24 protein-coding genes are annotated in these 24,151 nt (G+C 61.7%); 13 read left to right on the top strand and 11 right to left on the bottom strand.

Going from position 1 to position 24,151, the window contains the following annotated elements; genetic code table 11:
• Genes D0Y96_RS00195 through smpB form a run of 3 tightly spaced genes read right to left on the bottom strand, consistent with a single transcriptional unit; the run spans position 1 to position 1,223 of the window.
• Positions 1-387: a type II toxin-antitoxin system VapC family toxin gene (locus D0Y96_RS00195; RefSeq protein WP_117297074.1), complete on the bottom strand. Its 387-nt coding sequence runs from the start codon at positions 385-387 to the stop codon at positions 1-3.
• On the bottom strand, positions 387-644 hold the full coding sequence (locus tag D0Y96_RS00190) for a type II toxin-antitoxin system Phd/YefM family antitoxin (protein WP_117297073.1): 258 nt from the start codon (positions 642-644) through the stop codon (positions 387-389). Before D0Y96_RS00190 ends, D0Y96_RS00195 begins: the two co-directional genes overlap by 1 nt.
• 51 nt (positions 645-695) lie before the next feature.
• On the bottom strand, positions 696-1,223 hold the full coding sequence (gene smpB, locus D0Y96_RS00185) for an SsrA-binding protein SmpB (RefSeq protein WP_117297071.1): 528 nt from the start codon (positions 1,221-1,223) through the stop codon (positions 696-698).
• A gap of 288 nt (positions 1,224-1,511) precedes the next feature.
• Between smpB and D0Y96_RS00180 the strand changes: the two genes are divergently transcribed.
• From D0Y96_RS00180 to D0Y96_RS00170, 3 genes are read left to right on the top strand one after another with little or no spacing between them, the layout of a single operon-like run.
• The gene (locus D0Y96_RS00180; protein ID WP_117297069.1) at positions 1,512-3,839 is read left to right on the top strand and encodes a secretin GspD/PilQ domain-containing protein; all 2,328 of its coding nucleotides are present in this window, start codon (positions 1,512-1,514) and stop codon (positions 3,837-3,839) included.
• A gap of 20 nt (positions 3,840-3,859) precedes the next feature.
• Entirely contained in the window at positions 3,860-4,366 is a 507-nt protein-coding gene (locus tag D0Y96_RS00175) for a type II secretion system protein (protein WP_117297067.1), read from the top strand.
• Positions 4,366-4,809 (top strand): type II secretion system protein, encoded by a 444-nt coding sequence (locus D0Y96_RS00170; RefSeq protein ID WP_117297065.1) that lies wholly within the window; start codon positions 4,366-4,368, stop codon positions 4,807-4,809. Before D0Y96_RS00175 ends, D0Y96_RS00170 begins: the two co-directional genes overlap by 1 nt.
• Positions 4,810-4,835: 26 nt before the next feature.
• Here the strand turns inward: D0Y96_RS00170 and yihA are convergent, their stop codons facing one another.
• Positions 4,836-5,447, bottom strand: a complete 612-nt coding sequence (yihA, locus tag D0Y96_RS00165; protein ID WP_117297063.1) for a ribosome biogenesis GTP-binding protein YihA/YsxC — start codon at positions 5,445-5,447, stop codon at positions 4,836-4,838.
• A 189-nt stretch (positions 5,448-5,636) separates the two neighbouring features.
• Here yihA and D0Y96_RS00160 point away from each other — a divergent pair, with 189 nt between their 5' ends.
• Together D0Y96_RS00160 and D0Y96_RS00155 are read left to right on the top strand one after the other, a co-directional pair.
• Complete coding sequence (locus D0Y96_RS00160) at positions 5,637-6,260, top strand: YdeI/OmpD-associated family protein (protein ID WP_117297061.1); 624 nt, start codon at positions 5,637-5,639, stop codon at positions 6,258-6,260.
• A 218-nt stretch (positions 6,261-6,478) separates the two neighbouring features.
• The gene (locus tag D0Y96_RS00155) at positions 6,479-7,684 is read left to right on the top strand and encodes an acyl-CoA dehydrogenase (RefSeq protein ID WP_117297059.1); all 1,206 of its coding nucleotides are present in this window, start codon (positions 6,479-6,481) and stop codon (positions 7,682-7,684) included.
• A 112-nt stretch (positions 7,685-7,796) separates the two neighbouring features.
• On the opposite strand, the gene D0Y96_RS00150 is transcribed toward D0Y96_RS00155, so the two are convergent.
• On the bottom strand, positions 7,797-8,351 hold the full coding sequence (locus D0Y96_RS00150; RefSeq protein WP_117297057.1) for a hypothetical protein: 555 nt from the start codon (positions 8,349-8,351) through the stop codon (positions 7,797-7,799).
• Positions 8,352-8,840: 489 nt separating this feature from the next.
• Between D0Y96_RS00150 and meaB the strand changes: the two genes are divergently transcribed.
• From meaB to D0Y96_RS00110, 7 genes are all read left to right on the top strand, one after another.
• Entirely contained in the window at positions 8,841-10,274 is a 1,434-nt protein-coding gene (gene meaB / locus D0Y96_RS00145; RefSeq protein ID WP_252263354.1) for a methylmalonyl Co-A mutase-associated GTPase MeaB, read from the top strand.
• Positions 10,275-10,919 (top strand): tRNA (adenosine(37)-N6)-threonylcarbamoyltransferase complex dimerization subunit type 1 TsaB, encoded by a 645-nt coding sequence (tsaB, locus tag D0Y96_RS00135; RefSeq protein WP_117297055.1) that lies wholly within the window; start codon positions 10,275-10,277, stop codon positions 10,917-10,919.
• Between the two features lie 8 nt (positions 10,920-10,927).
• Positions 10,928-11,497 carry a GNAT family N-acetyltransferase gene (locus D0Y96_RS00130; RefSeq protein ID WP_117297053.1) on the top strand — a complete coding sequence of 190 codons (570 nt, stop codon included), beginning with the start codon at positions 10,928-10,930 and terminating at the stop codon, positions 11,495-11,497.
• A gap of 40 nt (positions 11,498-11,537) precedes the next feature.
• Positions 11,538-11,753: a DUF465 domain-containing protein gene (locus D0Y96_RS00125; RefSeq protein WP_117297051.1), complete on the top strand. Its 216-nt coding sequence runs from the start codon at positions 11,538-11,540 to the stop codon at positions 11,751-11,753.
• Positions 11,754-11,995: 242 nt separating this feature from the next.
• Positions 11,996-12,664 carry a phosphatidylserine decarboxylase family protein gene (locus D0Y96_RS00120; RefSeq protein WP_117297049.1) on the top strand — a complete coding sequence of 223 codons (669 nt, stop codon included), beginning with the start codon at positions 11,996-11,998 and terminating at the stop codon, positions 12,662-12,664.
• A 68-nt stretch (positions 12,665-12,732) separates the two neighbouring features.
• The gene (locus D0Y96_RS00115; RefSeq protein ID WP_117297047.1) at positions 12,733-13,548 is read left to right on the top strand and encodes a CDP-alcohol phosphatidyltransferase family protein; all 816 of its coding nucleotides are present in this window, start codon (positions 12,733-12,735) and stop codon (positions 13,546-13,548) included.
• On the top strand, positions 13,548-14,594 hold the full coding sequence (locus D0Y96_RS00110) for an Asd/ArgC dimerization domain-containing protein (protein ID WP_117297045.1): 1,047 nt from the start codon (positions 13,548-13,550) through the stop codon (positions 14,592-14,594). Before D0Y96_RS00115 ends, D0Y96_RS00110 begins: the two co-directional genes overlap by 1 nt.
• Positions 14,595-14,670: 76 nt before the next feature.
• On the opposite strand, the gene manD is transcribed toward D0Y96_RS00110, so the two are convergent.
• Entirely contained in the window at positions 14,671-15,879 is a 1,209-nt protein-coding gene (gene manD, locus D0Y96_RS00105) for a D-mannonate dehydratase ManD (RefSeq protein ID WP_117297969.1), read from the bottom strand.
• Positions 15,880-16,126: 247 nt separating this feature from the next.
• Here manD and D0Y96_RS00100 point away from each other — a divergent pair, with 247 nt between their 5' ends.
• Positions 16,127-17,314, top strand: coding sequence for a Gfo/Idh/MocA family protein (locus tag D0Y96_RS00100; RefSeq protein ID WP_117297043.1), 1,188 nt, complete (start codon positions 16,127-16,129; stop codon positions 17,312-17,314).
• 70 nt (positions 17,315-17,384) lie between these two features.
• Here the strand turns inward: D0Y96_RS00100 and D0Y96_RS00095 are convergent, their stop codons facing one another.
• The 5 genes from D0Y96_RS00095 to D0Y96_RS00075 form a co-directional block, all read right to left on the bottom strand.
• Positions 17,385-18,722, bottom strand: coding sequence for an MFS transporter (locus tag D0Y96_RS00095; protein ID WP_147324871.1), 1,338 nt, complete (start codon positions 18,720-18,722; stop codon positions 17,385-17,387).
• A gap of 25 nt (positions 18,723-18,747) precedes the next feature.
• On the bottom strand, positions 18,748-19,740 hold the full coding sequence (locus tag D0Y96_RS00090; protein ID WP_252263353.1) for a ThuA domain-containing protein: 993 nt from the start codon (positions 19,738-19,740) through the stop codon (positions 18,748-18,750).
• Positions 19,741-19,766: 26 nt separating this feature from the next.
• Positions 19,767-20,702: a VOC family protein gene (locus D0Y96_RS00085; RefSeq protein ID WP_252263352.1), complete on the bottom strand. Its 936-nt coding sequence runs from the start codon at positions 20,700-20,702 to the stop codon at positions 19,767-19,769.
• A 77-nt stretch (positions 20,703-20,779) separates the two neighbouring features.
• A complete protein-coding gene (locus D0Y96_RS00080) occupies positions 20,780-22,309 on the bottom strand; it encodes a TolB family protein (RefSeq protein ID WP_158562106.1) in 1,530 nt (509 codons plus the stop codon).
• Positions 22,310-22,491: 182 nt separating this feature from the next.
• Positions 22,492-23,751, bottom strand: a complete 1,260-nt coding sequence (locus tag D0Y96_RS00075; protein WP_117297034.1) for an ROK family transcriptional regulator — start codon at positions 23,749-23,751, stop codon at positions 22,492-22,494.
• Positions 23,752-24,151 lie beyond the last annotated feature (400 nt).

Here is a 24,151-nt window from a genome sequence, read left to right as displayed (position 1 = left end):
CTACCAGATCACACGCACGCTTTCATACTGGCGAAATATCCGGTCTCCGCTGATGACCGGCAGGTCCTCGGCCAGCGCCGTCGCCAGAATTGCCCGGTCAAAGGGGTCGCGGTGATGCAGCGGAAGAGAAAAAAATCTGATGGCATGGCGAAGATCAAAGGGCAGGGCACGCAATCGCAGGTCGCGGATCGCTTCCTGTACTCGATCCTCATTCATATCGACCTTGCCGGTCGCATGCTTCACTGCGATCTCCATCACTGAAACCGAGCTGATGAGCCGGATCGTATCCGGGTCTTCGAGTATTCTGAGCGTTTTTCCTGGAATGGCATCGATCCTGCCCATGTAAGTCAGAAACAGAACCTGCGTATCCAGCAGCACGCGCTGCATCAATAACGGCCTTCGAGCAGGGCGTCCACTTCCTCATCCGTCATGGGATCAAAGGCATGAGGGTCGATGAGCTTCACCTTGCCCTTTCCGGTGCCGAACTTTGGCCGCGGCTTCTTTGGCTCTTCCACCGGTGAGATCACCGCGACCGGCTTTTTATAGCGCGAGATCACGATGGTTTCCCCCTTCTCGACTTCGTTCAGAAGCTCCGGAAGATGAGCTTTTGCCCAGGCGGCTGTGACGGTAACTTTGTCCGGCATGCAAAAAGTGTACAACAAAGTTGTACGTTTTCTGGGAAATGCAGATCGAGATCAGGCCTTCCGGCTTCGGGCGATGGCGGCGCGCGCCTCGCGGTCGGCCTCGCGGCGGCGCTCGGTCTCGCGCTTGTCCCAGTCCTGCTTGCCTTTAGCTACCGCCAGCTCGCACTTCACCCGGCCGTTGCGGAAATAAATTCGCGTCGGGATGAGCGTCAGGCCCTTCTGCTGCGTCTTTCCCCAGAGCTTGCGAATTTCTTCCTCGTGCAAAAGCAGCTTCCTGGTTCGCAAAGACTCGTGATTCAGAGTATTGCCGTGGGAATAGGGCCCGATATGGGCATTAAGCAGGAACGCCTCCCCGTCTTTGATTAAACCGTAGGAGTCCTTGAGGTTGGCTTTGCCCTCGCGAATCGATTTCACCTCAGTGCCCCGCAGTGCGATGCCCGCTTCATATTTTTCGAGGAGGAAGTAATTATGCCCGGCCGAACGATTCACCGCGGCATCGCGCTCCCCGCCGGCAACGGGATCGCGCGGTTTGCTCTTCTTCGGAGCCTGTTCGAGAGAATAAGTGGTCTGGCGAGGCATAAGACGGCGTTCGAACCTTCATCCTATAGCATTTCGCCATGGCAGACAGAGCGGAACGCCCGCATTCCGTCGTTCCTGAAATGGCACAGTCTCATTGAAAATCCGTGGTTGCGCGGTCATGCAGCCGTGCCCGGATGCGATAATAACCTCGGCGCCAAACGGGTCGGAATCAATAACTTGTTACGGTGCAGTCCTTCCACGGCTGCGCCGGTTTTACAGGAGTTCCTGCGGCAGATCTGTTTCCGCATCTGTGCGACGCCGATTCCCCGGAAATCCCTGCGGAGTTTCATGAAGCGTTTTGTAACCTGGGTCCCTCTTGCGGCAATGCTGATTGCGCTGGCCGTCATTTCTCCTCAGGCGCACGCGCAGTCCGCCGGTCACTGGTACAAGAGCGGACAGTCCGCCGAAGCGAAGAATGACATCGAGGGCGCCTGGGAAGACTACAATGCGGCCTATCAGAAGAACCCCAAAAACGAGAGTTACCGGGTGGCGATGGAGCGGACCCGCGATCTCGCCGCTGCGGCACACGTTACCAACGGCGTGAAGCTGCGCAACCAGGGGCAGACCACCCAGGCGCTGACCGAATTCCTTCGCGCCCTTGAAATCGACCCCTCTAATGAGCGCGCCACCCAGAGCATCGAGGAAGTCCGCCGGCAGATGAATCAGGAGGAGACGAGCCGGGATGCGGAGCACCCGCGCAGCACCGACGACATCTTTGCCAATCTTGCCGGCCCCATCACGCTTCGTCCTATCTCGAACGAGCCGCTGACCCTGCACATGGTCGAGGACAGCAAGGTCATCTACCAGACCGTCGGCAAGGCTGCCGGCATCAACGTGCTCTTCGATCCCGACTACACCTCGCGGCGCATCCAGGTCGATCTCGCGAACGTTACGCTCTACGACGCGCTGCGCATCATCGCGACCGTCTCCAACACCTTCTGGAAGCCCATTACCTCCAACACCGTCTTTGTCGCGCAGAACTCCCGCGCCAAGCGCACCGAGCTGGATCAGGAGGCGGTGCAGACCTTCTACCTGAAGAACGTCGCCCAGCAGAATGACTTCACCGATGTTCAGACGGCGCTCCGCAACGTCTTTCAGACGGCGAAGCTCTACGGCGTGGCCAGCCAGAACGCCATCGTGATGCGCGGCACGCCCGACGAGCTGATCCTGGCGCAGAAGCTGATCGACGATCTCGACCGGCCCAAGCCGGAGGTCGTCGTCGATGTCGCCGTGCTCGAAGTCAGTAAGGATAAGACGCGCGCCATCGGCATCCAGTGGCCGCAGACGGCGACCATCAACTTCCAGGCGTCGACGTCGACCTCATCCGCTGCCAACAATTCCAGCGGCACCACGCCCACCACCACCAGCGGCCTGACGCTCAACAACCTGGCGCATGCCAACTCCAACGACTTCGCGGTAACCATCGGCCAGGCGCAGGTGGAAGCGCTGATGTCCGACACGAACACGAAGATTCTGCAGGACCCGCAGGTCCGCGCCTCCGACGGCCAGGAATCGACGCTCAAGATCGGCGAAAAGCTGCCGGTGGCCACCGGCTCGTATCAGACCGGCGCAGCGACCGCGATCGTCAGCTCTCTGGTCAACACGCAGTTCCAGTATCTGGATATCGGCGTGAACGTCACCATGAAGCCGACCGTCCACTATGACGGCGACGTGACCCTGAAGGTGAAAGTCGAGCTCTCGTCGCAGAACGGCAACAACAACCTGGGCGGCGTCGAAGAGCCGGTCATCACCCAGCGCACCGTCGATCAGACCGTCCGGCTGAAGGAAGGCGAGGCCAGCATTCTCGGCGGCATCTTCCAGCACCAGATCACCAACACCGTCAGCGGATGGCCCGGCCTCGGCGAGCTGCCGATCCTGAAGTATCTCTTCAGTACGCAGAGCCATGAGGTCACCGACGACGAGATCGTCTTCGTGCTCATTCCGCATCTCGTGCGCGGCCGCTCGCTCTCGCCTGAGAATCTGCGCGAAATCGATACCGGATCGGGGAACTCCATCGAGCTGCGCCGCGTCAATCCGTCGGCTCCGTGGGAGGCGGCCGCTCCTGCCGCGCTTCCGGCAACCGGCCAGGCGGTTCCTGCTGTTTCGCAGGCTTCCGGCAGTGCCTCTGCCGCTGCGGTAACCGCCGCCGCCGATATGCGTCAGCAGGGGCTGAGCGCCGCAAGCTCGGTGCTGCTGCAGGTCAACCCCATCCGCTCGGTGCAGAAGGTGGGCAGCACCTTCCAGCTTGCCGTCAATCTTGCCGGCGGAACAGACGTCTACTCGGTGCCCATGCAGCTGCAGTACGACACCTCGAAGCTCAGCCTGACGAATATCGATCTGGGCGACGCTCCGGCCAGAAGCATCAACTTCCTGGGCAAGGACGGCCAGCCCGTCTCGCTTGTCCATCACGACGAGGGCAACGGTCTGATCACCATCACCGAGGCCCGTCCTCCGGGAGCGAAGGGCGTCTCCGGGTCGGGACAGCTCTGCATCCTCACCTTCCAGGCGAAGGCATCCGGAGATGCTTCGGTTGCGATCACGCGCCCGGTGGTGCGTAACAGTCAGCAGCAGCCCGTTCCGGCCATGGGATCGCAGGCTGTCGTTCATATCCAGTGACCCGGTGAGTGGACAGGATCATGCGGTTAAGGCAGTATCGGCGGCGCACGACCCCTGCCGCACCAGCGGCCGGCGGGAACCTCAGCCGCGAGGCCGGGCTTACTCTGGTCGAGCTCATCGTGACCGTGGCGATTCTGGCCGTGCTGGCCTCGGCGGCCGTGCCCGTCGCCCGCTTTCAGGTCAAGCGCGTGAAGGAGCGCGAGCTTCGCGATGACCTGTGGCAGATGCGCAAGGCCATCGACAATTACAAGGATGCCGCCGACCGCGGCGCCTTTCAGACCAAGGTGGACAGCTACAACTACCCGCCCGATCTGCAGACGCTGGTGGACGGAGTCGACGTGCAGGGCAAGAAGGTGCGCTTCCTGCGAAGAATTCCGGTCGATCCGATGACCGGTAAAAACGAATGGGGCATGCACTCCATGCAGGATGATCCGACCGCCGACTCCTGGGGCGGACAAAACGTCTTCGACGTCTATTCCAAATCCGACGGAACGGCGCTCGACGGCACAAAATATTCGGACTGGTAATGGTGACGCTTCTTAACCTAATTCGAAAACACACGCTGCGCCGGCGAAGCACCTCCGCAGCGCAGGCCGGCTTCACGCTGGTCGAGCTGATGATCGTCATGCTCATCATCGGCGTGCTCGCGGCCATCGCCATTCCCAGCTATATCGCCTCCATCCGCAGCGCCCGTGAGGCGGTCCTCAAAGAGGATCTGCACGTGATGCGCAACGCCATCGACTCTTACACCATGGACAAAGGCAAGGCTCCGCAGTCGCTTGACGACCTGGTGCAGGCCGGCTATCTCAAGTCCATCCCCGTCGATCCGATGACGCACTCGAGCGATACGTGGGTCACCGCGACCGACGACAGCCTCGAAAGCGTGGACCAGAGCGAGCCCGGCGTCAATGACGTGCACAGCGGCTCGGAGCAGACCGGCTCCGACGGCCAGCCCTACTCGGGCTGGTAAACGCGCCCTGTTCCATCGCGCGAAAGTTATCCCGCGCTGGCTTCCGCCTCGCCCGCACGCTGAAAAATGGCCTGCCACAGCTCCTTCAGGCCCGCTCCGGTCTTCGCCGAGCAGAACAGCAGATCTTCGGTCTCCAGCCCGCGCCGAAGCGCGATCAGCGACTTCGCCCGCCCGTTGCTGGACAGCCGATCGGCTTTGGTTCCCACCACCAGAAACGGTCTGTCCACGCTCTTCAGAAAGTTGATCAGCTGCAGGTCGCTGCCCTGGGGAGGAATGTTGCTGTCCACCAGGCACAGGCACAGCGCCAGCGTCTTCCGCTTCTCGAGATACGGCTCGATAAACTTCGGCCACTCCGCCGAGACGGACTTCGAGATCTTCGCATAGCCATAGCCCGGCAGATCGGTGAAGTACATCTGCGGCTGCTGCCGTACCGGCGAATCGGTAATGGAGAAGAAGTTGATCGCCCTCGTCCGCCCCGGCGTGGAGGAGACGTGTGCCTGCTTCGAGCCGAGAAGCGCATTCAGAAGGCTGGATTTGCCCACATTCGACCGCCCCAGAAAGGCGATCTCCGGCACCGAAGGCGGAGGAAAGTGCGTGGCCGCGGTGGCCGAAAGAAGAAAGGTTGGATACACGCGCATTGTTCTGGAGTATATGCGTGATCCATCTCCGTGTGGCGGCCGCCGGCCTTACCGTTCAGAATGCACACCCCGGCAGCCCGCGTCACAGGCCTCGCTGCGGCACGCAGAAGCCGCGTCATCGTCCGATTCCGCTTGCAGATACCCGCCTCTGCCCGCCACAATGGCCGCACACGCCGGAAGGAAGTCGTTATGGGAAACAAAGACGCACGCGTTGACGCCTACATCGCCGCATCCGCAGCCTTCGCCCAGCCTGTCCTCAATGAGCTGCGCGACATCGTCCACCAGGGCTGTCCCGAGGTCGAGGAGACCATCAAGTGGAGCATGCCGTTCTTCACCTGTAAAGGCATTCTGTGTTACATGGCGGCCTTTAAGGAGCATTGCGCCTTCGGCTTCTGGAAGGGCCGCGCCGTACTCGGCGAGGCCATGCAAAGCTCTGAGGCAGAGCGGCAGAAAGACGGCATGGGCCACATCGGCCGTCTGACTTCTCTCGAAGATCTGCCGCCGCGCCGTGTGCTGCTCGGCTACGTGAAGAAGGCTGTAAAGCTCAAAGAAGAAAATGAAACGTCTCCGTCCACGCCCAAACCGCGTGCGCCGAAAAAAGCGCTGCCCGTTCCCGGCTACCTGGCTGCGGCTCTGAAGAAGAACCAAAAAGCCTCTGCCGCCTTTGAAGGCTTTCCTCCCGGCAGGCGCCGCGAGTACATCGAGTGGCTCACCGAGGCCAAAACTGAGACCACTCGCCAGAAGCGCCTCGACACCGCCATCGAATGGATCGCCGAAGGCAAATCGCGCAACTGGAAGTACGAGAAGTGCTGAACCGGCGCTCTGGAACAGGGCAGGAGTCATCGCGCGATGCCTGAGTTAGCGGCCCGGCCGCGAAAGGTCCTCCAGATCGCGTCTTCGTGGGCTGTGAAAGGCGGTTTATTTCAGAAGATGCAAAACGGACCCGCCTCTTTGAATCTCTGCCTCTCGCCAATCACCCCTCCTTCCTGCTACGATCACGGGTTTTCGCATCTTCCTTATCGGGAGAACTCATGAGCACCCCATCGACCGGGCAGAGCACTCAGGCCACGCCCAGCACATATCCCTTTACCCTCACCGACGAGCAGGAGCAGCTCCGCAAAGAGATTCGTGACTTTGCCGCCCGCGAGATCGCGCCCAACGTCTCGCGCTGGGACGAAGCCAGCGAGTTCCCCGCGGATGTCGTAAAGCAGCTCGGCCGGATGGGCCTGCTCGGCATCATCTTTCCAGTCGAATACGGTGGCGCCGGTCTCGGTTATGTCGATTATGTGCTCGCCATCGAAGAGCTCTCAGCTGTTGACGGATCGATCGGCATCATCGTGGCCGCGCACAACTCGCTGTGCTCGAATCACATCTTTCTCGCCGGCAATGAGGACCAGCGCCGCCGCTACATTCCAAAGCTGGCCGGCGGCGAATGGCTCGGCGCATGGGGGCTTACCGAGCCCGGCTCCGGCTCCGATGCCTCGGCGGCGCGCACCACGGCTGTGCGCACGGACAACGGCTGGCTGCTCAATGGCAACAAGACCTTCATCACCAATGGCCACTATGCGGATGTGGCCGTAGTCATCGCCGTGACCGATCGCAGCCAGGGCACGCACGGACTCTCGGCCTTCGTCGTCGAAAAGGGTACGCCGGGCTTCCGTCCCGGCAAAAAAGAAAACAAGCTCGGCCTCCGCGCCAGCGATACCTCGGAGCTGATCTTCGAGGACTGCGAGATCCCCGCCGAAAACCTTCTCGGCAACCTGGGCGAGGGCTTCGTCGACTCCATGCGCATCCTCGACGGAGGCCGCATCTCCATCGCCGCTCTCTCGCTCGGCATCGGCCGCGGCGCGCTCGACTGCTCGGTGAAGTACGTCAAGGAGCGCCGCCAGTTCGGCAAAGCCATCGCCGAATTCCAGGGCATCCAGTGGAAGCTCGCCGACATGGCCACCGAGCTCGATGCCGCGCGCCTGCTCACCCAGCGCGCCGCCGTGCTCAAGGATGCGGGCCAGCGTGTCACCCGCGAATCCTCGATGGCCAAGCTCTACGCCAGCGAAGTCGCCGTGCGCATCTGCGACGAGGCCGTGCAGCTTCACGGCGGCTACGGCTTCATCAAGGACTATCCGGCGGAGAAATTCTACCGCGACGTCAAGCTCTGCACCATCGGCGAAGGCACCAGCGAGATTCAGCGCATGGTCATCGGCCGCGAGATTCTCAAGGTGCATCCCTCGCGCGGGTGAGCGGCCGGCCGTCAAAGGCAACCGCCTCGCGCCAGTCGCCGGTGCGTGTGCCGTTACCCTTTCGCCATTTTCAGAATGGCGAAGGGTTGCCGCGGTCCTGTTCTCCGCCCCCTCACCGAATACTGATGAGCAAACCGCCGCTCATGCCGATGGATTGCTCGTGCCCACCCGCAAAGCTGTAGTCATACGCCGGTTCGAGGAACCATCCGAAGTGGTGTTTCCTCGCAGGCCAGAACATGAAATCCGCAGCCAGCTCTCCGGCAATGGAATTCGTTACTCTTCCATTCTGCCGAAGGTGAACCCACTCCGGACCCATGCCCGCCATGAACTCCGTTTTGGGTGACAGCGTCCACGGCTTTTTGAAGAGCAGGTCGGTATCCCATTCCGTGGAATTCCGCGTGCAATAGGGGGCTACGCCCGCCTCAAGCTCCAGCCAGTTCTCGACCGGAGTAACCTCGGCTGCGAGGTTCGGCGCGAACGTTGCGGCGCCTCCGCGGAAATTCCAGCTCGTCGATGCGCCCAGCTCAAGAATGGCGATCGGCTCTTTGTCTTCACTGATTTTTCGAATGGGGTCCGGCTGCATGCCCGAGGAGACCTGGCCCTGGGCAGGCTGATACAAAAACAGAGACAGGCACGCTCCTGTGAGCGCGAATACAAATGCACGCATAGAAATCTCCGAAAGGAAATGATCGTGTGGCTTTTGCCCGTGCCGGAGCACGGAGCGGACACGTTAAACAGAGAGAGCTGCGCGAGGCGGACGGAAAAGGGACGGACGCGGCAGCCCATGAAATCCGCAGCACCAGCAGATTCCGTTGCAGGCGTCCGGCGCGGCGGGCTGTGGATGGCTCGCAAGGGACTGCCGGGAAAACAGGAGAGAGTATGGCCCGTCGCAAAAGTCGCAATGGGGCGAATGAACCGCGAGGCAGACCATCACCGCACATAGAAGCCATGTGACAACCCATGCGCATGTGATGACGGAGCGGCCCATACCGCTGACGATAAATCCTCGACGCTCCGAACCACCAGAAGTTTTCTGCAGAGGGCGCAAAGGAAAGAAGCAGTCCCGCAGCAAAGTCTGCGGCAGCAGGTTCCGGGGATGGCCGGAAGAGAGCACTCGTGGCCGCCTCGTTATTTATCATCAGAAATGAGAAACGGGATGGCCGAGGCTAACCACACTGCCGTGCGCGAACTGACCAGCCGTCTTGTCTCCGGCGACACCCGCGCTCTCGCCCGCGCCGTCTCCCTGGTTGAGAATGCCGCACCGGAAGCCGCGGCCATCCTGTCCGCATGCTTTCCGCACGCGGGCCGCGCTCTGCGCATCGGCATCACCGGCGCTCCCGGAGCCGGCAAAAGCACGCTGGTCGATCGTCTCGTACAGCGCTTTCGCGAGGCCGGACGCACCGTCGGCGTCGTCGCCGTCGATCCCTCCAGTCCCTTTACCGGCGGAGCTATTCTCGGGGACCGCATCCGCCTGCAGCACGCGGCAGAGATCAAAACAGCGGACCCCGGCCTCTATATCCGCAGCATGGCGACACGCGGCGCGCTCGGCGGTCTTGCCTCCACCACCGCAGATGTGGTGCAGGTCATCGAGGCCAGCGGCAAAGATATCGTCCTGATCGAAACCGTCGGCGTCGGTCAGGATGAAATCGACATCGTGCGTCTCGCAGACATCACGGTTGTCGTCCTCGTGCCCGGCATGGGCGACGACGTGCAGAGCCTCAAGGCCGGCATCCTCGAGATTGCAGACCTCTTCGTCATCAACAAGTCCGACCGCGAGGGAGCCGACCGCGTCGAGCGTGAGCTTCGCGCGCTGCAGTCACTGGCCGGTGCGCACGGAGACTGGATTCCGCCCATCCTCCATACCGTCGCCACCACCGGTGAAGGCCTTGAAGCGCTCGATGCCGCTATTGCGCAGCGCAGCGCATGGCTTCAGGAAACCGATGGCCTGACCAGTGAGTCGCACGAATCGCCAAAAGGGAATCGCCTCTTCACGCGGCGTCAGGCCTTCTGGCGCGAGCACATCACCGCTATGCTGCAGCGTGCGCTGCTGCGCGAGGTGCGTCGCCACGGGTTACATGCAGAATCGCTCGATGCGGCCGCGGAGCGCGCCGCCAGCGGCGAGAAGAATCCGTATCAGTTTGTGCCTCAACTCGTGGAGCAGACCTTCGCATCCTCCTCCGCTCCTGTCACATCTCTCGATCACCTCGGCATTGCCGTTACCAGCATCGCCGCGGCGAGAGAGCTTTACGAAGCGCTTGGCCTCACCGTTGCGCACGAAGAAATCATCGAGCACGAGCAGGTGCGCGTAGCTATGATCTCCGCCGGCGGCAGCCGCCTGGAGCTGCTGGAGCCGCTCGTGCCCGAGTCGCCGGTTGGAAGATTTCTCGCGCACCGTGGCCCGGGCCTGCATCACATCGCGCTGCAGGTGCATGACATCGCCGCCGCGCTGTCTGCGCTCAAGGCCCGCGGCGTGCGTCTCATCTCGGAAGAGGTGCAGACCGGCGCCGGCGGCCATCTTTATTTCTTTGTGCATCCATCCAGCGCCGGTGGCGTGCTGCTTGAAATCTGTCAGGATCAGGGGAAGAAGTAGATGCTGCTGGCTATCGACACATGCGGAACCACAGGAACGCTGGCTCTCGGACGGCTTGCAGAGACCGATTTGAAGATCCTCGGCAGCGCCGAGCTGCCCGCGAAGCAGAATTCCTCCGAGCTTATCCCGCAGCTTCGCCACATGCTTGCCGCCGGCGGCGCAAGCCTCGCGGAAGTCACCGCCATTGTCGTTGTCTCGGGCCCAGGCAGCTTTACGGGGGGCCGCATCGGCATCAGCACGGCGAAGGGCCTCGCGGCGGCTCTCGATAAACCGATCGTCGCCGTCTCCCGGCTTGCGGTTCTGGCTGCGAAGGCCGGCACCCGCTCCGCCGTCCTCGATGCCGGCCGTGGTGAATTCTATCGCGGAGAATACAGTGACGGAACCGCCAGTGAGATGCTGCTGACAGCGGAGCAGGCCGTCGAGCGGGCAGCAATGTATGGAGATCCGCCCGCTGTTTGCGAGCCCTCTGTCTATGCGGCTTTTCCGCGTGCCGTAATGGTTTCGTCTCCCGCCGCCGCCGACGCGCTCCACTTCGCGCTGCCTCGCATTCTCGCCGTGAATTATGACGACGCGGATATGCTCGACGCCAACTATCTGCGCCGCTCCGATGCCGAGTTGTTCTTAAAAACACCGCAGGCAGGCTGAGCGTTCGTATGACTGCCATGCCGGCCGGTGAGTCTTCACAGAGCCCCGTTCGTATCCGCACCCTGATCGCTGCCGATCTCGATGCGGTGATCGCCATCGAGCGTCAGATACCGGAAGCGCCGCACTGGAAGACCGCCGATTACGAGGCGCTGCTCCAGCCTGCGGACGCTGCGCCTCTGTGCTACATCACTTTCGCCGCGGAGGCCGGTGGACAGCTCATCGGTTTCGCCGCAGCCCGGTTGCTGCTCGACGGCGAACAGAATATCTGCGAGCTGGAGTCGATCGCCGTGCTGGCATCGGCCCGCCGCACCGGCGCCGGCAGCAGCCTCCTGCAGGCCGTGACGGAGCGGGCACAGGCCCTGGGAGGCCGTCGCCTGCAGCTTGAAGTCCGCGCCGGCAACACCACCGCCATCGCCTTTTATGAGCATGCCGGTCTGCTTCGCGAAGGAGTGCGCCCGCGCTATTATGCTGCTCCCGAAGAGGATGCGCTGCTGATGGGAAGAGAGATCCGGCCATTGCCGGGAGCGGTGGAAAAATCGCCGAAAATCGGGTTGAAGGAGAAGCCTCCCCGGTGCTAGGTTTGTACGTCTCATAGAAAGAAGCCTGGAGGTGTCTTCTATGGATATAGAAGCAAACGGACAGCCGGATAGTGAAGAAATTCGACGCCTGGAAGCAGAGCATCGGCACTATTCGGATCAGCTCGAAAACCTGCTTCAGAAGCCCTGGCTGTCGGCAGAAGAACAGCTTGAAGAAGTCCGCCTGAAAAAACTCAAACTCCACGCCAAAGATCAGCTGGCAGTGCGACGAAGCCACGGGGCATATCACTTAGCCTGACGCCCACTGTCCACTCCAATCGAACGCTCACGTCACGAAAGAGAAAGAACTGTCCCGTCAGCCCGCGCTCACGGGTGGAGCGGCATTGTTCCGCTCCGCCCCGGCGCCTCTTCTGATTCCGGAACAGCAGCACAGAAGTGTCACCGGGGACGCTTGTTCCGCTTCGATGGTACGCACGTCACAGTACCTTCGGAAAATGCCGCTGCGTCGAGGAGAACTATAATAGATTCAGTTTCCTGGCTATGGTTAGAGACGGATATTTCTATGCGCTCGCTCTTCTCGCAGTCGCCGTTCTCATCCACATCCTGACGGGTGGATGGGTATGGACGGCTCTGCCGCTGCTCTTTGCGGCCTTCTTTCTGTGGTTCTTCCGCGATCCGCAGCGTGCCATCCCCGAGGGGGAGGGTCTGGTCGTCTCACCCGCCGACGGCAAAGTAACGGAGGTGGCCCGCATCCGCACGCCGGACGGCGAAAAGATTCGCATCAGCATCTTTCTCAATGTGTTTAACGTCCACGTCAACCGTGCTCCGGTAGCCGGAGCCATCCGCGAGGTGCGCTACTCGAAGGGGAAGTTCCTGAATGCCATGAACCCGGCCTCGGCCATCGAGAACGAGCAGAATCTTGCCGTGATCGCCTCCGACGAGGGCTACGAGATATCGCTGAAGCAGATTGCGGGATTACTGGCGCGGCGTATCGTGTTCAGTAAGCGGGTGGGCGAGCGTCTGGAGCGCGGAGAGCGCCTCGGTATGATGAAGTTCGGTTCCAGAACCGACGTGGTTCTGCCCGGCTTTGCGGAGGTGCTGGTGCAGGTCGGCCATCACGTCAAAGGGGGATCGGATCTCCTGGCGCGCATCCCCGCGGCCGAGTTGCCCACCGTAACCGACGAGGCCGATGCCGGAATTCTTGTCTGAAAGGTTCGCAGTGAGGATGCAGATTGAGAGATAACGGTCAGCAGCGGGATCGCAGGAGCAGGCGCGGAATGTACATTCTGCCCTCCATGTTTACTGCGGCAAACATCGCTGCGGGGTACTATGCCATTACGCAGAGCCTGCAGGGCTCGGCGCTGGAGCCGCATCACTTCGACTACGCCGCTCTGGCCATCGGATTTGCCATCCCCTTTGACGCGCTCGACGGCCGCATCGCCCGCATGACCAACACCACCAGCGAATTCGGCAGAGAGCTGGATTCGCTCGCCGACGTCATCACCTTCGGCGTCGCGCCCAGCATTCTCGCCTTTACCTGGGGCTTTCGCATGCTGCCCGCGGGTATGGACCCGACGCTGCGCGAAAAGCTCGTTCAGTTCGGCGCCTTCGTCTGCTTCCTCTTTCTGCTCTGCGGGGCCAGCCGCCTGGCGCGCTTCAATATCAGCCACGATCCGGTGCCGAAGAATCCCGGCCGACCAGGCAGAAAATACTTTGTCGGCATGCCCATTCCCGCAGCGGCGGGCGTGGTGGCCGCCATCATTCACGGCTTCGGAGGCATTCCTGTCTTCAACTGGTGGCTCGCCGTCACCTGGATCATTCTCGTCGGCCTCATCGGTTTTCTGATGATCAGCACCTGGCGCTTCTGGAGCGGCAAGGAGATCAACCTCTCCGCGCGGCAGCCCTTTCGATGGATCATCCTGCTCGGCCTGCTCATCTACGCACTCGTCTTCTTCTCGCGCGAGCTGCTGCTGCTCATGGCGCTGGCCTACATGTTTTCCGGAATTATCGCCCGTCTGGCTTATTCCTGGCAGCGTCATCGCCGCTCCGCTCATACTCAGCCCCTTACGACTTCCTCCGGTACTTCAAACTGATGCCAGAACAATACAAAATCGCAATCGTCGGCGCGGCCTCTCTGCGCGGCAAGGAACTGAACGAAGCTCTCGCCGAATCTCCGTTTTCCGGTGCCGACTTCTTACTCATGGACGATGAAGAACAGCTCGGTCAGCTGGAAAGCGTCGGCGATGAGGTCGCCTTCATCCAGACAATCGAGCCCGGCTCCTTTCAGGGTGTTGATTTCGTCTTCTTCGCCGGCAGCGAAGAGATCACGCGCCGCCACTGGAAGAACGCGCAGCGCGCCGGCGCCAGCATCATCGATCTCACTTCGTCGCTCGAAGGCGAGCCCGGCGTTCTGGTCTGCGGCCCCTGGGTGCAGACTGAGATGGATTCAGCTCCGGGCCAGGCTCTGCCTGGTCTCGAAACCCCCGCCGTCGTCTCCGCGCATCCGGCGTCCGTGATTCTGGCGCTGCTGCTGCTGCGCATGCAGGAGCTGGGAAAAATTCGCGCCGCCTCCGCCACCATTCTTGAGCCGGCCTCGCAGTATGGCCGCGCCGCGATGGACGAGCTGCACCAGCAGACCATAAGCCTGCTCAACTTTCAGAGTCTGCCGAAGGCCGTCTACGATGCGCAGGTCGCCTTCAATCTGCTGCCTGTCTTTGGAGAAGCCGCAAAGATCAGCCTGGCAGGCAGCGAAGCACGCATTCGCCGCCACTATGAGCTGCTCTCCTCAGGCCAGTTGCCGGAGGTCGCCGTGCAGCTCATTCAGGCTCCTGTCTTTCACGGCTACGGCATCTCTCTCGCCGTCAGGCTCGACCAGCCGGTCATTCCGGAGCATGTGGAGGCCGCGCTCGGGGGCGAGCATGTCGATGTGCTTCCCGGCGACAGCGATCCGCCCACAAATCTCAGCACCGCAGGGCAGCCCGATATTCTCGTCCGCATCCGTACCCAGGACGGAGCCGAGACCGAAAGCGACAGCTTCTGGATCTGGGCCGCCGCCGACAATCTCAAGCTCACTGCGCTCAATGCGCTGGCCTGCGCGCTCGAGCTGCGCAAGCTGCGCCCCCAGGGCAAAGTACAGTAAACAACAGCGCGGCCGGGACACATCGCAGTCATTGCGACAGAGTCCCGGCCGTTTTCTGCTGTTGATGCAGAGCTGCCTACCAGTCTGTGATCGACCCATCCAGCCTGCGCGCCACCGGCAGATACGCCCGCTGATAGGGATACCGCGCCGCCAGCGTCTCGTCGATCTCCACACCCAGCCCCGGTGCCGTGCCCGGATGCATATAGCCCGCATCGAAGGTGTACTGATGCGGAAAGACCTCGTCCGTCAGCGCGGTGTGGCGCATGTGCTCCTGAACGCCGAAGTTGTGAATCGCCAGCCCGAAGTGCAGCGCCGCCGCCAGCGTCACCGGTGACAGGTCGGTCGCGCCGTGGCAGCCGGTCCGCACGTGATACATCGCGGCAAAGTCCGCCGCCTTCTTCATCGCGGTGATGCCGCCGCCATGCACAATCGTCATCCGCAGATAGTCGATGAGCTGATGCCGGATCAGATCGTGCGCGTCCCACACCGAGTTGAAGACCTCGCCCACGGCGATCGGCGTCGTCGTGTGCTTGCGGATCAGCTCGAAGCCTTCCTGCAGCTCCGCCGGAACCGGGTCTTCCATCCAGAAGAGGTGATACGGCTCCAGCGCCTTGCCCAGACGCGCCGCCTCAATCGGCGTCAGCCGGTGATGCACATCGTGCAGCAGGTGAATCTCCGGACCGATCTCCACACGCAGCTTCTCGAACAGGTTCGGCGCAAAACGCAGGTACTTCTCCGTCGACCACAGGCTCTCCGCAGGAAGCCCGCGCTCCGCCGGCTCGTATGCCTTGCCGCCTTTGGGCACGCCGTAGGTTCCGCTCATCCCCGGAACCCCGCTCTGCGCGCGTATCGCAAAATATCCCTCTTCGATGCTCTTCTGCACCGACTCCACGGTCTCGGAGAGATCGCGCCCGTTGGCGTGCGAGTAGACCATCACGCCCTGGCGGCTTTGTCCGCCCAGCAGGTTGTAGACCGGCGTGTTCAGCGCCTTGCCCTTGATGTCCCACAGCGCCACGTCCACAGCGCCGATCGCGGCCATGGTCACCGGTCCGCGCCGCCAGTAGGCTCCACGGTACAGATATTGCCAGATGTCCTCGGTCTGAAACGGATCGCGCCCGATCAGGCAGGGCAGCAGATGATCGGAGAGGTAGCTGGCGACGGCCAGTTCGCGGCCGTTCAGCGTGGCGTCTCCCAGACCGTAAATGCCCTCATCGGTGTCGATGCGAAGCGTGACGAAATTGCGGTCGGGCGAGCAGATAATCAGGCGGGCGTCGGTAATCTTCATCGGCATCCATCTTCAGACAGGCCACTTGTTTTGTCGATGATCGCAGCGGGTGCGCAAAATATTTTGCGATCCGGCTCTCTCATCTTCGACCTGCAAACCCATCCTACCGTGAAAACCGGATTTAATTTGTATCGGAAATAAAATGTCAGGATTTTCCCGGACGGCGAAACAACACATCGCCCGCATACAATGAAGATCGACGCCCGCGCCCACCCGGCGCCGGTGAGCAGCGCAGAAAAAATCAGAAATGGAGCGACAGATGACGCAGCCGGTTCGTGTAGGGCTTGTGGGAGCCCGCTTTGCAGCCAGTTTTCACTGGGAGGGCCTCCGCCGCGTCTTCGGAGTGCCCGTCGAGATCGTCGGCGTTGTATCGAAGACCGCCGACGCGCGCAATTCCTTCGCGCAGCAGAAGGGAATTCGCGCCTTCGAGAGTTTTGAGGATCTCTGCGCCGCCGTCGATGTCGTCGATCTCTGCACGCCCCCGTATTCGCACGAAAATCTCGCCGTCAAAGCGCTGCAGCTTGGAAGGCACGTCATCATCGAGAAGCCGCTCACCGGCTACTATGGCGACGGAGAGGACTCCTTTCGCGGCGATACCTTCCCCAAAGAGCAGATGCTGCGCGAGGCCGTCGCCAGCTGCGAGCACATCGTTGCCGCCGCAAAAAATAGCGGGAAAAAGGTCTGCTATGCCGAGAACTGGGTCTACGCGCCGACGATCCAGAAAGAGCGCGAGATTCTCGTAAAGAGCGGCGGACAGATTCTGTGGATGCTCGGCGAGCAGTCGCACAGCGGCTCGCATTCTCCCTACTACGGCTCCTGGAAGTTCTCCGGCGGCGGCTCGCTCATCGGCAAAGGCTGCCATCCGGTCAGCACCGCGCTCTACCTCAAGCGTGTTGAAGGAGAAGCGCGCACCGGCACGGCCATTCGTCCCGCCACCGTCAGCGCCCGCACCCACGAGATCACCCGTCTGCCCGCCTATCGCGACGAAGGCTTCCTGCGCACCTCCTATGAAGACATCGAGGACTATGCGCAAATTCACATCACCTTCTCCGACGGCACTGTCGCCGATATCTTTTCCTCGGAGATCGTGATGGGCGGCGTGAACAACTGGCTCGAGCTCATCTGCAACAACCACCGCACCCGCTGCAATATGAATCCGGTCAATGCTCTCGAGACCTTCAACCCGCGCGAAGATATCCTGCGCGACGTTTACCTCATCGAGAAGCTCAGCACGAAGCAGGGCTGGAGCAATCCCGCTCCCGACGAGGCGTGGCAGCACGGATACCCGCAGGAGTTTCAGGACTTCATGGAGAGCATCTTTTACGACCGCGAGCCGCTCGCCGGAATTGAGCTGGCTCGCGATACCATCGCCACGCTCTACACCGGCTATCTCTCCGCCGAGCGCGGCGGTGCAGAAGTCACCATCCCGGCCTGAGCGGACGATCCGTGAACTGATAGAGAAGGAGCTGGCAGAGAAGGGAACTGATAGAGAATGCGCGGGCTGTTCAGGCGCTCACTGCTGCTGCCCGCGCCTCTTCATCGGTCATCGGCACCGGCGGCCGCCACTGGAAGGCCATCAGAGTGATCAGATAGGCAAAGCCGCCGGCCACAAAGACCAGCAGCGAATACTTCCTCCATACAATGCCCACCAGCGTGGTGAAGAGCGTGCTGCCCACCGCTCCCACCGCACCGCCAATGCCCACCACCGTGCCCACGGCGCTCGTCGGAAACAGATCGGACGGCGTCGAAAGCAGGTTCGACGAGAAGCCCTGATGCGCGGCCGTCGCCAGGCACAGCAGCCCGATCGCATGCCACAGCGAATGCACCACCGGGATAAGCACCACAGGCGTGGCGCAGAAAGCGCAGATCATCATCGCCAGCCTGCGGCTCGTCTGCAGGGAATAGCCGCGCTTCATCAGGAAGCCCGCCAGCCATCCGCCCACGATGCTGCCGACCGTCGATCCGATATAGACAACGATCAGCGGCAGTCCCATCCCCAGCATGTTTACGTGAAAGCGCTCGTTGAAAAACTTCGGCAGCCAGAACAGATATAGCCACCACACCGGATCGGTCATGAACTTCGAAAACGCGAAGTTCCAGGTGCCGCGCTTCTTCAGCAGAAACTTCATCGACAGCCGTGGAGCGCTCTCCGGCGGCTTCTCTTTCTTCTGCGACTCAACGGCGGCAACGCCGTACTTTTTGCGCAGCCGGTTATAGGGAAAGATCAGCCAGCCCGCCAGCCAGATCATGCTCAGGCTGCCCGTCGTAAGAAAAGCGGACTGCCAGCCGTAATGCACCGCCATCCACGGAATCAGCAGTGGAGCGACCAGTGATGCAGCGCTTGTCCCCGAGTTGAAGAGGCCCGTCGCCAGCGCGCGCTCTTCGGCAGGAAACCAGTCGGCCGTTGCCTTCAGCGCCGCGGGAAAGTTGCCTGCCTCGCCCAGTCCCAGCGCGAAACGCGCTGCGCCAAAGGCGACGACCGACCGCGCAAAGATGTGGCTGATCGACGCCAGCCCCCACAGGGTAATCGAGAGCGCATAACCGACCTTCGCGCCCACGCGATCGATAATGCGGCCCGTGATCAGCAGCCCGATACCATAGGCCGCGATAAAGCAGATGACAATATCGCTGTACTGGCGGTTGTAAAGGTCCGGGTGGAGATCGCCGCCCAGCACATGCCGCAGAATCGGCTCGACCAGGCCGAGAGCCGAGCGGTCCATGTAGTTGATGGTGGTGGCCAGAAACAGCAGCCCGCACACCACCCATCGCAGATTCGACCGGCCGCTGCGGCCCGATGCGTTGTTTGCGCCGGACACGGATGCGGCTGCCCTCTGCCCGTTCACGCTCTCCCCATCCGGCACAGTGATCTCAGTTCTGATGTGCCGCGGCCGGCGGATGATGAGCACGCAGCACGGCCGCCATTGGACCGATGTAGTAAGCCGGATCCATCGCCGCAAGGTCGGAACGGTAGCTGATCGTGTTGGCGGTGGGGAAGGTCGACGGCACCTTCTGCGTTACCTTGCCGGTCGCTGCCCACTCCGTGCCGCGCTGAAAGGTCGTCATGAAGCCCACACAGCTCAGCGCTGCCGCGTTGTGTCCCATCGCGGTGTGAAAGATGCGGCCCTTTCCGAATCGCAGAACCATCAGCATTGGCTCGTCGTGCCCGGTACCGTAGTTCTTCGGGTCGGAGTAAGCCGTTGCCAGCACCGTCATATTTTTTCCCGGTCCGCGCAGCTTCGAATACAGCTCGTCGCTGTTGTGCATCCACGCCTGGGGAAGCCCCTTCATGATCGGATGCTCCGCATCACGCGTCACCACCTGAAAGGGAAGCCGGTCGCCATGCTCGCCAGCCGCTCCCGGCGTGTCGTCTGAGACCAGCTTGCCGTCTTTGTAGTACCACATCGGCCCGGCCGCTTCGTTGCGATGCCGCCATCCGCCCATGCCGATCATCTCGTTGTACGCCGGCCAGTTCGGGAAGGCGTTGTCGGCCGCATGCACTGTCACCAGACCTCCGCCGTTGCGCATATACGTCTCGAACTTCTCGCGCAGCGGAGCCGGCCAGTCCGGCGCATCGTAATTCGATACCACCACCTGATACTGGCTGAAGTCAGGATTGAAGCTGGCGAAGTCGCTGCTCGTCGTAAGCGGCGCCGTCACCACGGTCACCTCGAACAGCCCCGTTTCTTCCAGCTCCTTCTTCAGTACCGGAGTCGTGAGCTTCCAGTTGTGATAGGCCCCCGCGCTCTCTCCATCGAGCAGCATCACGCGGATCGGTTTCTTCGCGCCGGCCGCAAAGGCCGGAAAAGTGATCGCCAGCAGCATTACGCTGCACAGAACGGTAAAGACAGATTTTTTCATCATTCGATTCCAGCCAGTAAGGTGGTCGTTCACTTCGTTGGACTCGCCGCCGTAAACTCCGAGCAGCAGGGCTTGACCGACGGTTGAAACTCCATGATCTCCGCGCGCGTGCCGTCGGGATCATACATATTGAGCTGCCACTTCCCGTCGCGACCTATCTGCGGCGGGCTGTGCCGCGGCGTCAGGCGGTCGCCCGCATACAGCAGATTGACCGTCTTTTCCATATTGAAGACTCCGAGCGAAAAGTGATCCATCACGCCGAGGCGGTTCTGCGTCATGTCCGCCGGTATGCCGGTGCTGTCCGGCGGTCCCACCACCATGTACTCCAGCCAGTCCGGACCATCCGGCACCTGCTGCGAGATCCATTGCGTGACAGTGTCGTTCATGCCGCCGTGCCAGTAGGGACGAAAGCCCAGCAGTGTGCGGAAGAACGCATCTTCCTTCGCCGGATTGTGCACCATGTATCCCACGTGAATGATGTGCGTGCTCAGCGGATTCACCGGAACCGCCTCGGGCTTCGCCGGCGGCTGCACAAACTCAACCTTGTTGCCCTCCGGGTCCTTCACGCTGAACCAGCGGCTGCCGTCGCTGCCGCTCTCCACTTTCTCCGGCACGGCAACGTCGTGCGCGCCCAGATACTTCCTGAGCTGTTCGGCACTCTTCGTGCGAAAGGCCACATGATCCAGACGGCTGACGGAGGTCCATCCCTCCGGCAGCGGCAGCACCTCCACAAACTGCACCGGGCTGAAGTAATACCGGCTTCCGGCCGAATTCTCCGGATCGCTCCGCTTCACCGCGCCGAGAATATGGACGTAAAAGTCCTCACTCTTCGCCGCATCGGCGGTGTATACGCTCAGGTGCGAGATGCCCGTAATCAGCGGGCGCGGCGTTGCCGCCTGCGCGTGACTGTATGCCGCAGGAGCCAGTGCGAAAAGGGTGAGAGCAGCCATCAGCGATACTTTCATGCAGTCATTTCTCCTTTGCCGCCGGTTCCGAATCTGTTTCCGGCCCGGCGTGCCGTTCCTTATTCCGTGGCCCGTTGTTACTCCGACGATCCCCGATCGTCCTCCGGCAGCATCTGATAGCTGACGAAGGCCATCCGGCTGCTGTCCGGGGACCATGACGGCACGTTCATTGTGCCCGAGCCGCCGATCAGATTCACCAGCAGCCGCACCGCTTTGCTCTCCGGCGAAAGAATGCGCAGCGCGATATTTTTATTCACCGGATGCCCCGCCACGCCCTTCTCATAGCTGAAGAAGATCACCGACTTCCCATCCGGTGAAGGATGCGCCGTCCAGTTCGGCAGGTCGTTGAAGACCATCTGCTCCGGATGGCTGCCATCGGCGCGCATGCGCCATATCTGCATGCCGCCGCTGCGGTCTGAATTGAAATAGATGTACTTCCCGTCGGGAGAAAAGTCCGGATCGTCGCTTATCCCTGAGCCCGAGGTCAGCGCGTGCTCCTCGCCGCCCTCCGCGGGAATCGCATAGATGTTTCCGCCGCCGCCCGGAGCCGGTCTCGTAAACAGAATGGTTTTGCCGTCCGGCGACCAGCTGTGAAAATACGAGTTCGGATTCTCCGTGACCACGCGTGGCGTGCCTCCCGCTGCGGGAATCACGTACACACGCGACTTCGGCTGATCCGGCATGCTGCAGCTGATCGCCAGCCATTTGCCATCCGGCGAAAAACCGTGGCTGCCGTTGCACCGCGTCGCCGCTCCTGTGTCGATCTGCGTTGGCGCTCCACCCTTTGCGTCGATCCGCATCAGATGTCCGTCTTCGTCGAAGACCAGATAGCTGCCGTCGCGCGACCAGTTCGGAGCTTCAATGCGCCCGCGCGTCGTGTAAACCACCGATGCGCTGCGGAATCTCTCCGCTACCCGGATCGTCTGCAGCGTGCTGTACAGCGCCATCTTTGCCGGAGCCGCCGGCGATGTCAGCGGCGTCAGCTCCACATGCGAAAAGATGACCCTGTCCGAAGCCTTCGTATTATGCGAGCACACGCCGATGCCGGCGTAAAACGTTCCGTCGAGGTGCAGCTGGATCGACGTGCCCACCTGATGCAGCGGCTCGCCGTGCAGGCTCAGAAACATCGTGAAGGTGTCGCCGCGCTTTTCAATGCGCACCCGCTTCGGCGACGCAATATCCAGCTCGATATCCTGCGTATCGGCACCCTCGGCGCGGCGGTACTGCAGCGCCGTCATGCCCGATCCATGCTGTGCCGCATCGACGTAAATGCCGCCCGCATCCAGCGTCTGCCGGAACATCAGCACGGCCTTGCGGTGTGGATTGGGGCTGCCGGTGCTGTCGGGGAACTCCATATCCGCCGTCAGCGATACGTCGCCCGAGACCTTCTTCCACACAAAGTGGAAGTCGTCGACCGACGACCAGATATCGTCGCCTGCAGCGGTTACGGTGTATGTCTGCTGCGCGGGGTCAAACGCCGTCGTACCCGGAGGCGTCACGCTTCCCAGATCGTTCTGCCCCTCAAAAATGCCTGCCGGGCCCGATCCGCTGTTCTGCGAAGCAAAGAGCAGTGCCGGTGCACACAGCAGCAGCGTGCAGCAGAGCATTGCCGACAACCGGGCTCTCCGGACATCCATGAAACGGCCTTCACTCATCTGCGGCGTCGCCTGAATTGCCCCTGAAGCGGGGAAATGTGATTTTGTGCGGCTGCACAAATATATTTTTGACCGCAGCCACTGTCAACCGTTCAGCCGGAGCACTCCGCACCGGCCATCTTTATTCAGCAAACCTATTTCGTCGCGTTCACCACACGCCGCGACCGGCGCGCGCTCGAAGCAGCCGAGCGGTGATAGCCCGAGTGGCGCTGCAGCACCACGGCTGCCGCGCCCCGCAGGCGCGAAAGCTCGCCGTCGCTTGTAATCGCCAGCCGGGGCGCGCGACCCGCGAGCATGTTCTTCTCCAGCTCCGCCTGCACGACAGGGCCAAAGCGAACCCACGAGGTGGTGAGATCGCCTGTAATCAAAATGACCTCCGGAGCCAGGGACGCTGTGATCAGCCGCAGTCCTCGCCCCAGCGCCGTCGCCTGGCGCGACACCGCGGCCACGGCCATCTCATCGCCCTCTTCGGCCATCCGCAGCAGGTCGTGGATATTCAAAGCCCGTCCTTTGGGCGCCAGCTCTGCGTAATAGCGCAGCGCGGCATTCGACGAGGCAAAGACCTCCCAGCAGCCGTGCTGGCCGCAGCCGCACCGCGGCCCGGTTGGATCGATGGGGCTGTGCCCAAACTCGCCCGCCAGTCCGCTCCTGCTGGTGATGATCTGACCGTTGGCCAGGATCGCTGCGCCAATCCCCTCTGAAACAGTGACCAGCACCGCGTCGCGAACCCCGTCCAGCCTGCCCGACCACAGTTCCGAGAGCAGGGAAGCATTCGCCGCGTTGGCCAGCTCTACCTGCAGGTCCATCCGCTTCTCGACCGCGCCCTTTACGTCAAAGTCGCCCCACTTCAGGTTGGGAGCCATAATCAGGCGCTGCGTCTCCGGATCGACGCGCCCCGGCATGCTGATGCCGACACCCTCGAACGACCGGTCGCCGTGCTGCGCCCGCATCGTCTCCATCGACTCCATGATCTTCTGCATCGCGCGCTCCGGCTCCGAGACCAGAGGAACCACCTCGCGTGTCAAAAACCTTCCATTCAGATCCACCAGCGCCACAATCGCCTGATGCGGCCGCACGTCCGCCGCCAGAATCACCAGCTCGTCGTTGAGCGAGAGCAGCGTCGGCCGTCTTCCCCGTGGACGGCGCGCAATCGCGCCCTCTTTCACCCACTTTTCATCGAGCAGCTGCTCCACAATCGCCGAGATCGTGCTCGGCTGCAGCCCGGAAGCCCGCGCCAGATCGGCCCGCGCCACCGGCTGCCGTGAGCGAATAATCTCAAGAACGATGTCGCGGTTAATGTCGCGTGCGTTCTCGCTCGAGGCCAGTTCGACATAAGCGAGGTCGATGCGTTTAAAACCATGAGCGGCAGGGCGTGGGTGGGAAACAGATTTCATGCGGTTTTCATGTGCTCCGCGGAGTTGAATTGGGCCCGCCGGGGGTGCGGGTTGCATCTGTAATCGCGTTCACAGGCAGATTTGAAATGTTTCTTCGCTTTCTCTCCCATTCGGTTAAAAGCTGCAAAACATTCTCTCTGCCCGCCATCGCTGAAGACGACCCAGTCTATTACGATTTGCTCCAGAAGAAAATCCAAAATTTGACCTGTTTCGGCGGCGCCGTCCTCTCTTCTGAAAGCTAACCGCCTTCCGTACAGCATTTACGGTATGGGCGAGCCGGCAAGTGGCCGCGGCGCCGTGGCCCGGAAACCGCCGGATCGAAGCGCTGGAAACGTTTTTATTCAAATCTAAAAATAAGATTGATTGCCGTTTTGCCCGCATGTGTCTTTCATCCAATTCA

The organism is Paracidobacterium acidisoli, assembly GCF_003428625.2.
In the GTDB taxonomy this organism is placed as follows: domain Bacteria; phylum Acidobacteriota; class Terriglobia; order Terriglobales; family Acidobacteriaceae; genus Paracidobacterium; species Paracidobacterium acidisoli.
Note: the sequence above shows the minus strand (reverse complement) of the source record. Positions and strands in the feature narration are given on the sequence as shown.

Coding starts and splice junctions, on each gene's coding strand:
- D0Y96_RS00100 (WP_117297043.1), top strand. CDS start 16,127: ATGGAGCGACAGATGACGCAGCCGGTTCGTGTAGGGCTTGTGGGAGCC.
- D0Y96_RS00180 (WP_117297069.1), top strand. CDS start 1,512: ATGAAGCGTTTTGTAACCTGGGTCCCTCTTGCGGCAATGCTGATTGCG.
- D0Y96_RS00090 (WP_252263353.1), bottom strand. CDS start 19,740: ATGATGAAAAAATCTGTCTTTACCGTTCTGTGCAGCGTAATGCTGCTG.
- D0Y96_RS00195 (WP_117297074.1), bottom strand. CDS start 387: ATGCAGCGCGTGCTGCTGGATACGCAGGTTCTGTTTCTGACTTACATG.
- D0Y96_RS00085 (WP_252263352.1), bottom strand. CDS start 20,702: ATGAAAGTATCGCTGATGGCTGCTCTCACCCTTTTCGCACTGGCTCCT.
- D0Y96_RS00110 (WP_117297045.1), top strand. CDS start 13,548: ATGCCAGAACAATACAAAATCGCAATCGTCGGCGCGGCCTCTCTGCGC.
- D0Y96_RS00170 (WP_117297065.1), top strand. CDS start 4,366: ATGGTGACGCTTCTTAACCTAATTCGAAAACACACGCTGCGCCGGCGA.
- D0Y96_RS00115 (WP_117297047.1), top strand. CDS start 12,733: ATGTACATTCTGCCCTCCATGTTTACTGCGGCAAACATCGCTGCGGGG.
- D0Y96_RS00130 (WP_117297053.1), top strand. CDS start 10,928: ATGACTGCCATGCCGGCCGGTGAGTCTTCACAGAGCCCCGTTCGTATC.
- D0Y96_RS00175 (WP_117297067.1), top strand. CDS start 3,860: ATGCGGTTAAGGCAGTATCGGCGGCGCACGACCCCTGCCGCACCAGCG.
- D0Y96_RS00075 (WP_117297034.1), bottom strand. CDS start 23,751: ATGAAATCTGTTTCCCACCCACGCCCTGCCGCTCATGGTTTTAAACGC.
- D0Y96_RS00155 (WP_117297059.1), top strand. CDS start 6,479: ATGAGCACCCCATCGACCGGGCAGAGCACTCAGGCCACGCCCAGCACA.
- tsaB (WP_117297055.1), top strand. CDS start 10,275: ATGCTGCTGGCTATCGACACATGCGGAACCACAGGAACGCTGGCTCTC.
- yihA (WP_117297063.1), bottom strand. CDS start 5,447: ATGCGCGTGTATCCAACCTTTCTTCTTTCGGCCACCGCGGCCACGCAC.
- meaB (WP_252263354.1), top strand. CDS start 8,841: ATGGCCGAGGCTAACCACACTGCCGTGCGCGAACTGACCAGCCGTCTT.
- D0Y96_RS00190 (WP_117297073.1), bottom strand. CDS start 644: ATGCCGGACAAAGTTACCGTCACAGCCGCCTGGGCAAAAGCTCATCTT.
- D0Y96_RS00120 (WP_117297049.1), top strand. CDS start 11,996: ATGGTTAGAGACGGATATTTCTATGCGCTCGCTCTTCTCGCAGTCGCC.
- D0Y96_RS00150 (WP_117297057.1), bottom strand. CDS start 8,351: ATGCGTGCATTTGTATTCGCGCTCACAGGAGCGTGCCTGTCTCTGTTT.
- D0Y96_RS00080 (WP_158562106.1), bottom strand. CDS start 22,309: ATGCTCTGCTGCACGCTGCTGCTGTGTGCACCGGCACTGCTCTTTGCT.
- D0Y96_RS00125 (WP_117297051.1), top strand. CDS start 11,538: ATGGATATAGAAGCAAACGGACAGCCGGATAGTGAAGAAATTCGACGC.
- manD (WP_117297969.1), bottom strand. CDS start 15,879: ATGAAGATTACCGACGCCCGCCTGATTATCTGCTCGCCCGACCGCAAT.
- D0Y96_RS00160 (WP_117297061.1), top strand. CDS start 5,637: ATGGGAAACAAAGACGCACGCGTTGACGCCTACATCGCCGCATCCGCA.
- smpB (WP_117297071.1), bottom strand. CDS start 1,223: ATGCCTCGCCAGACCACTTATTCTCTCGAACAGGCTCCGAAGAAGAGC.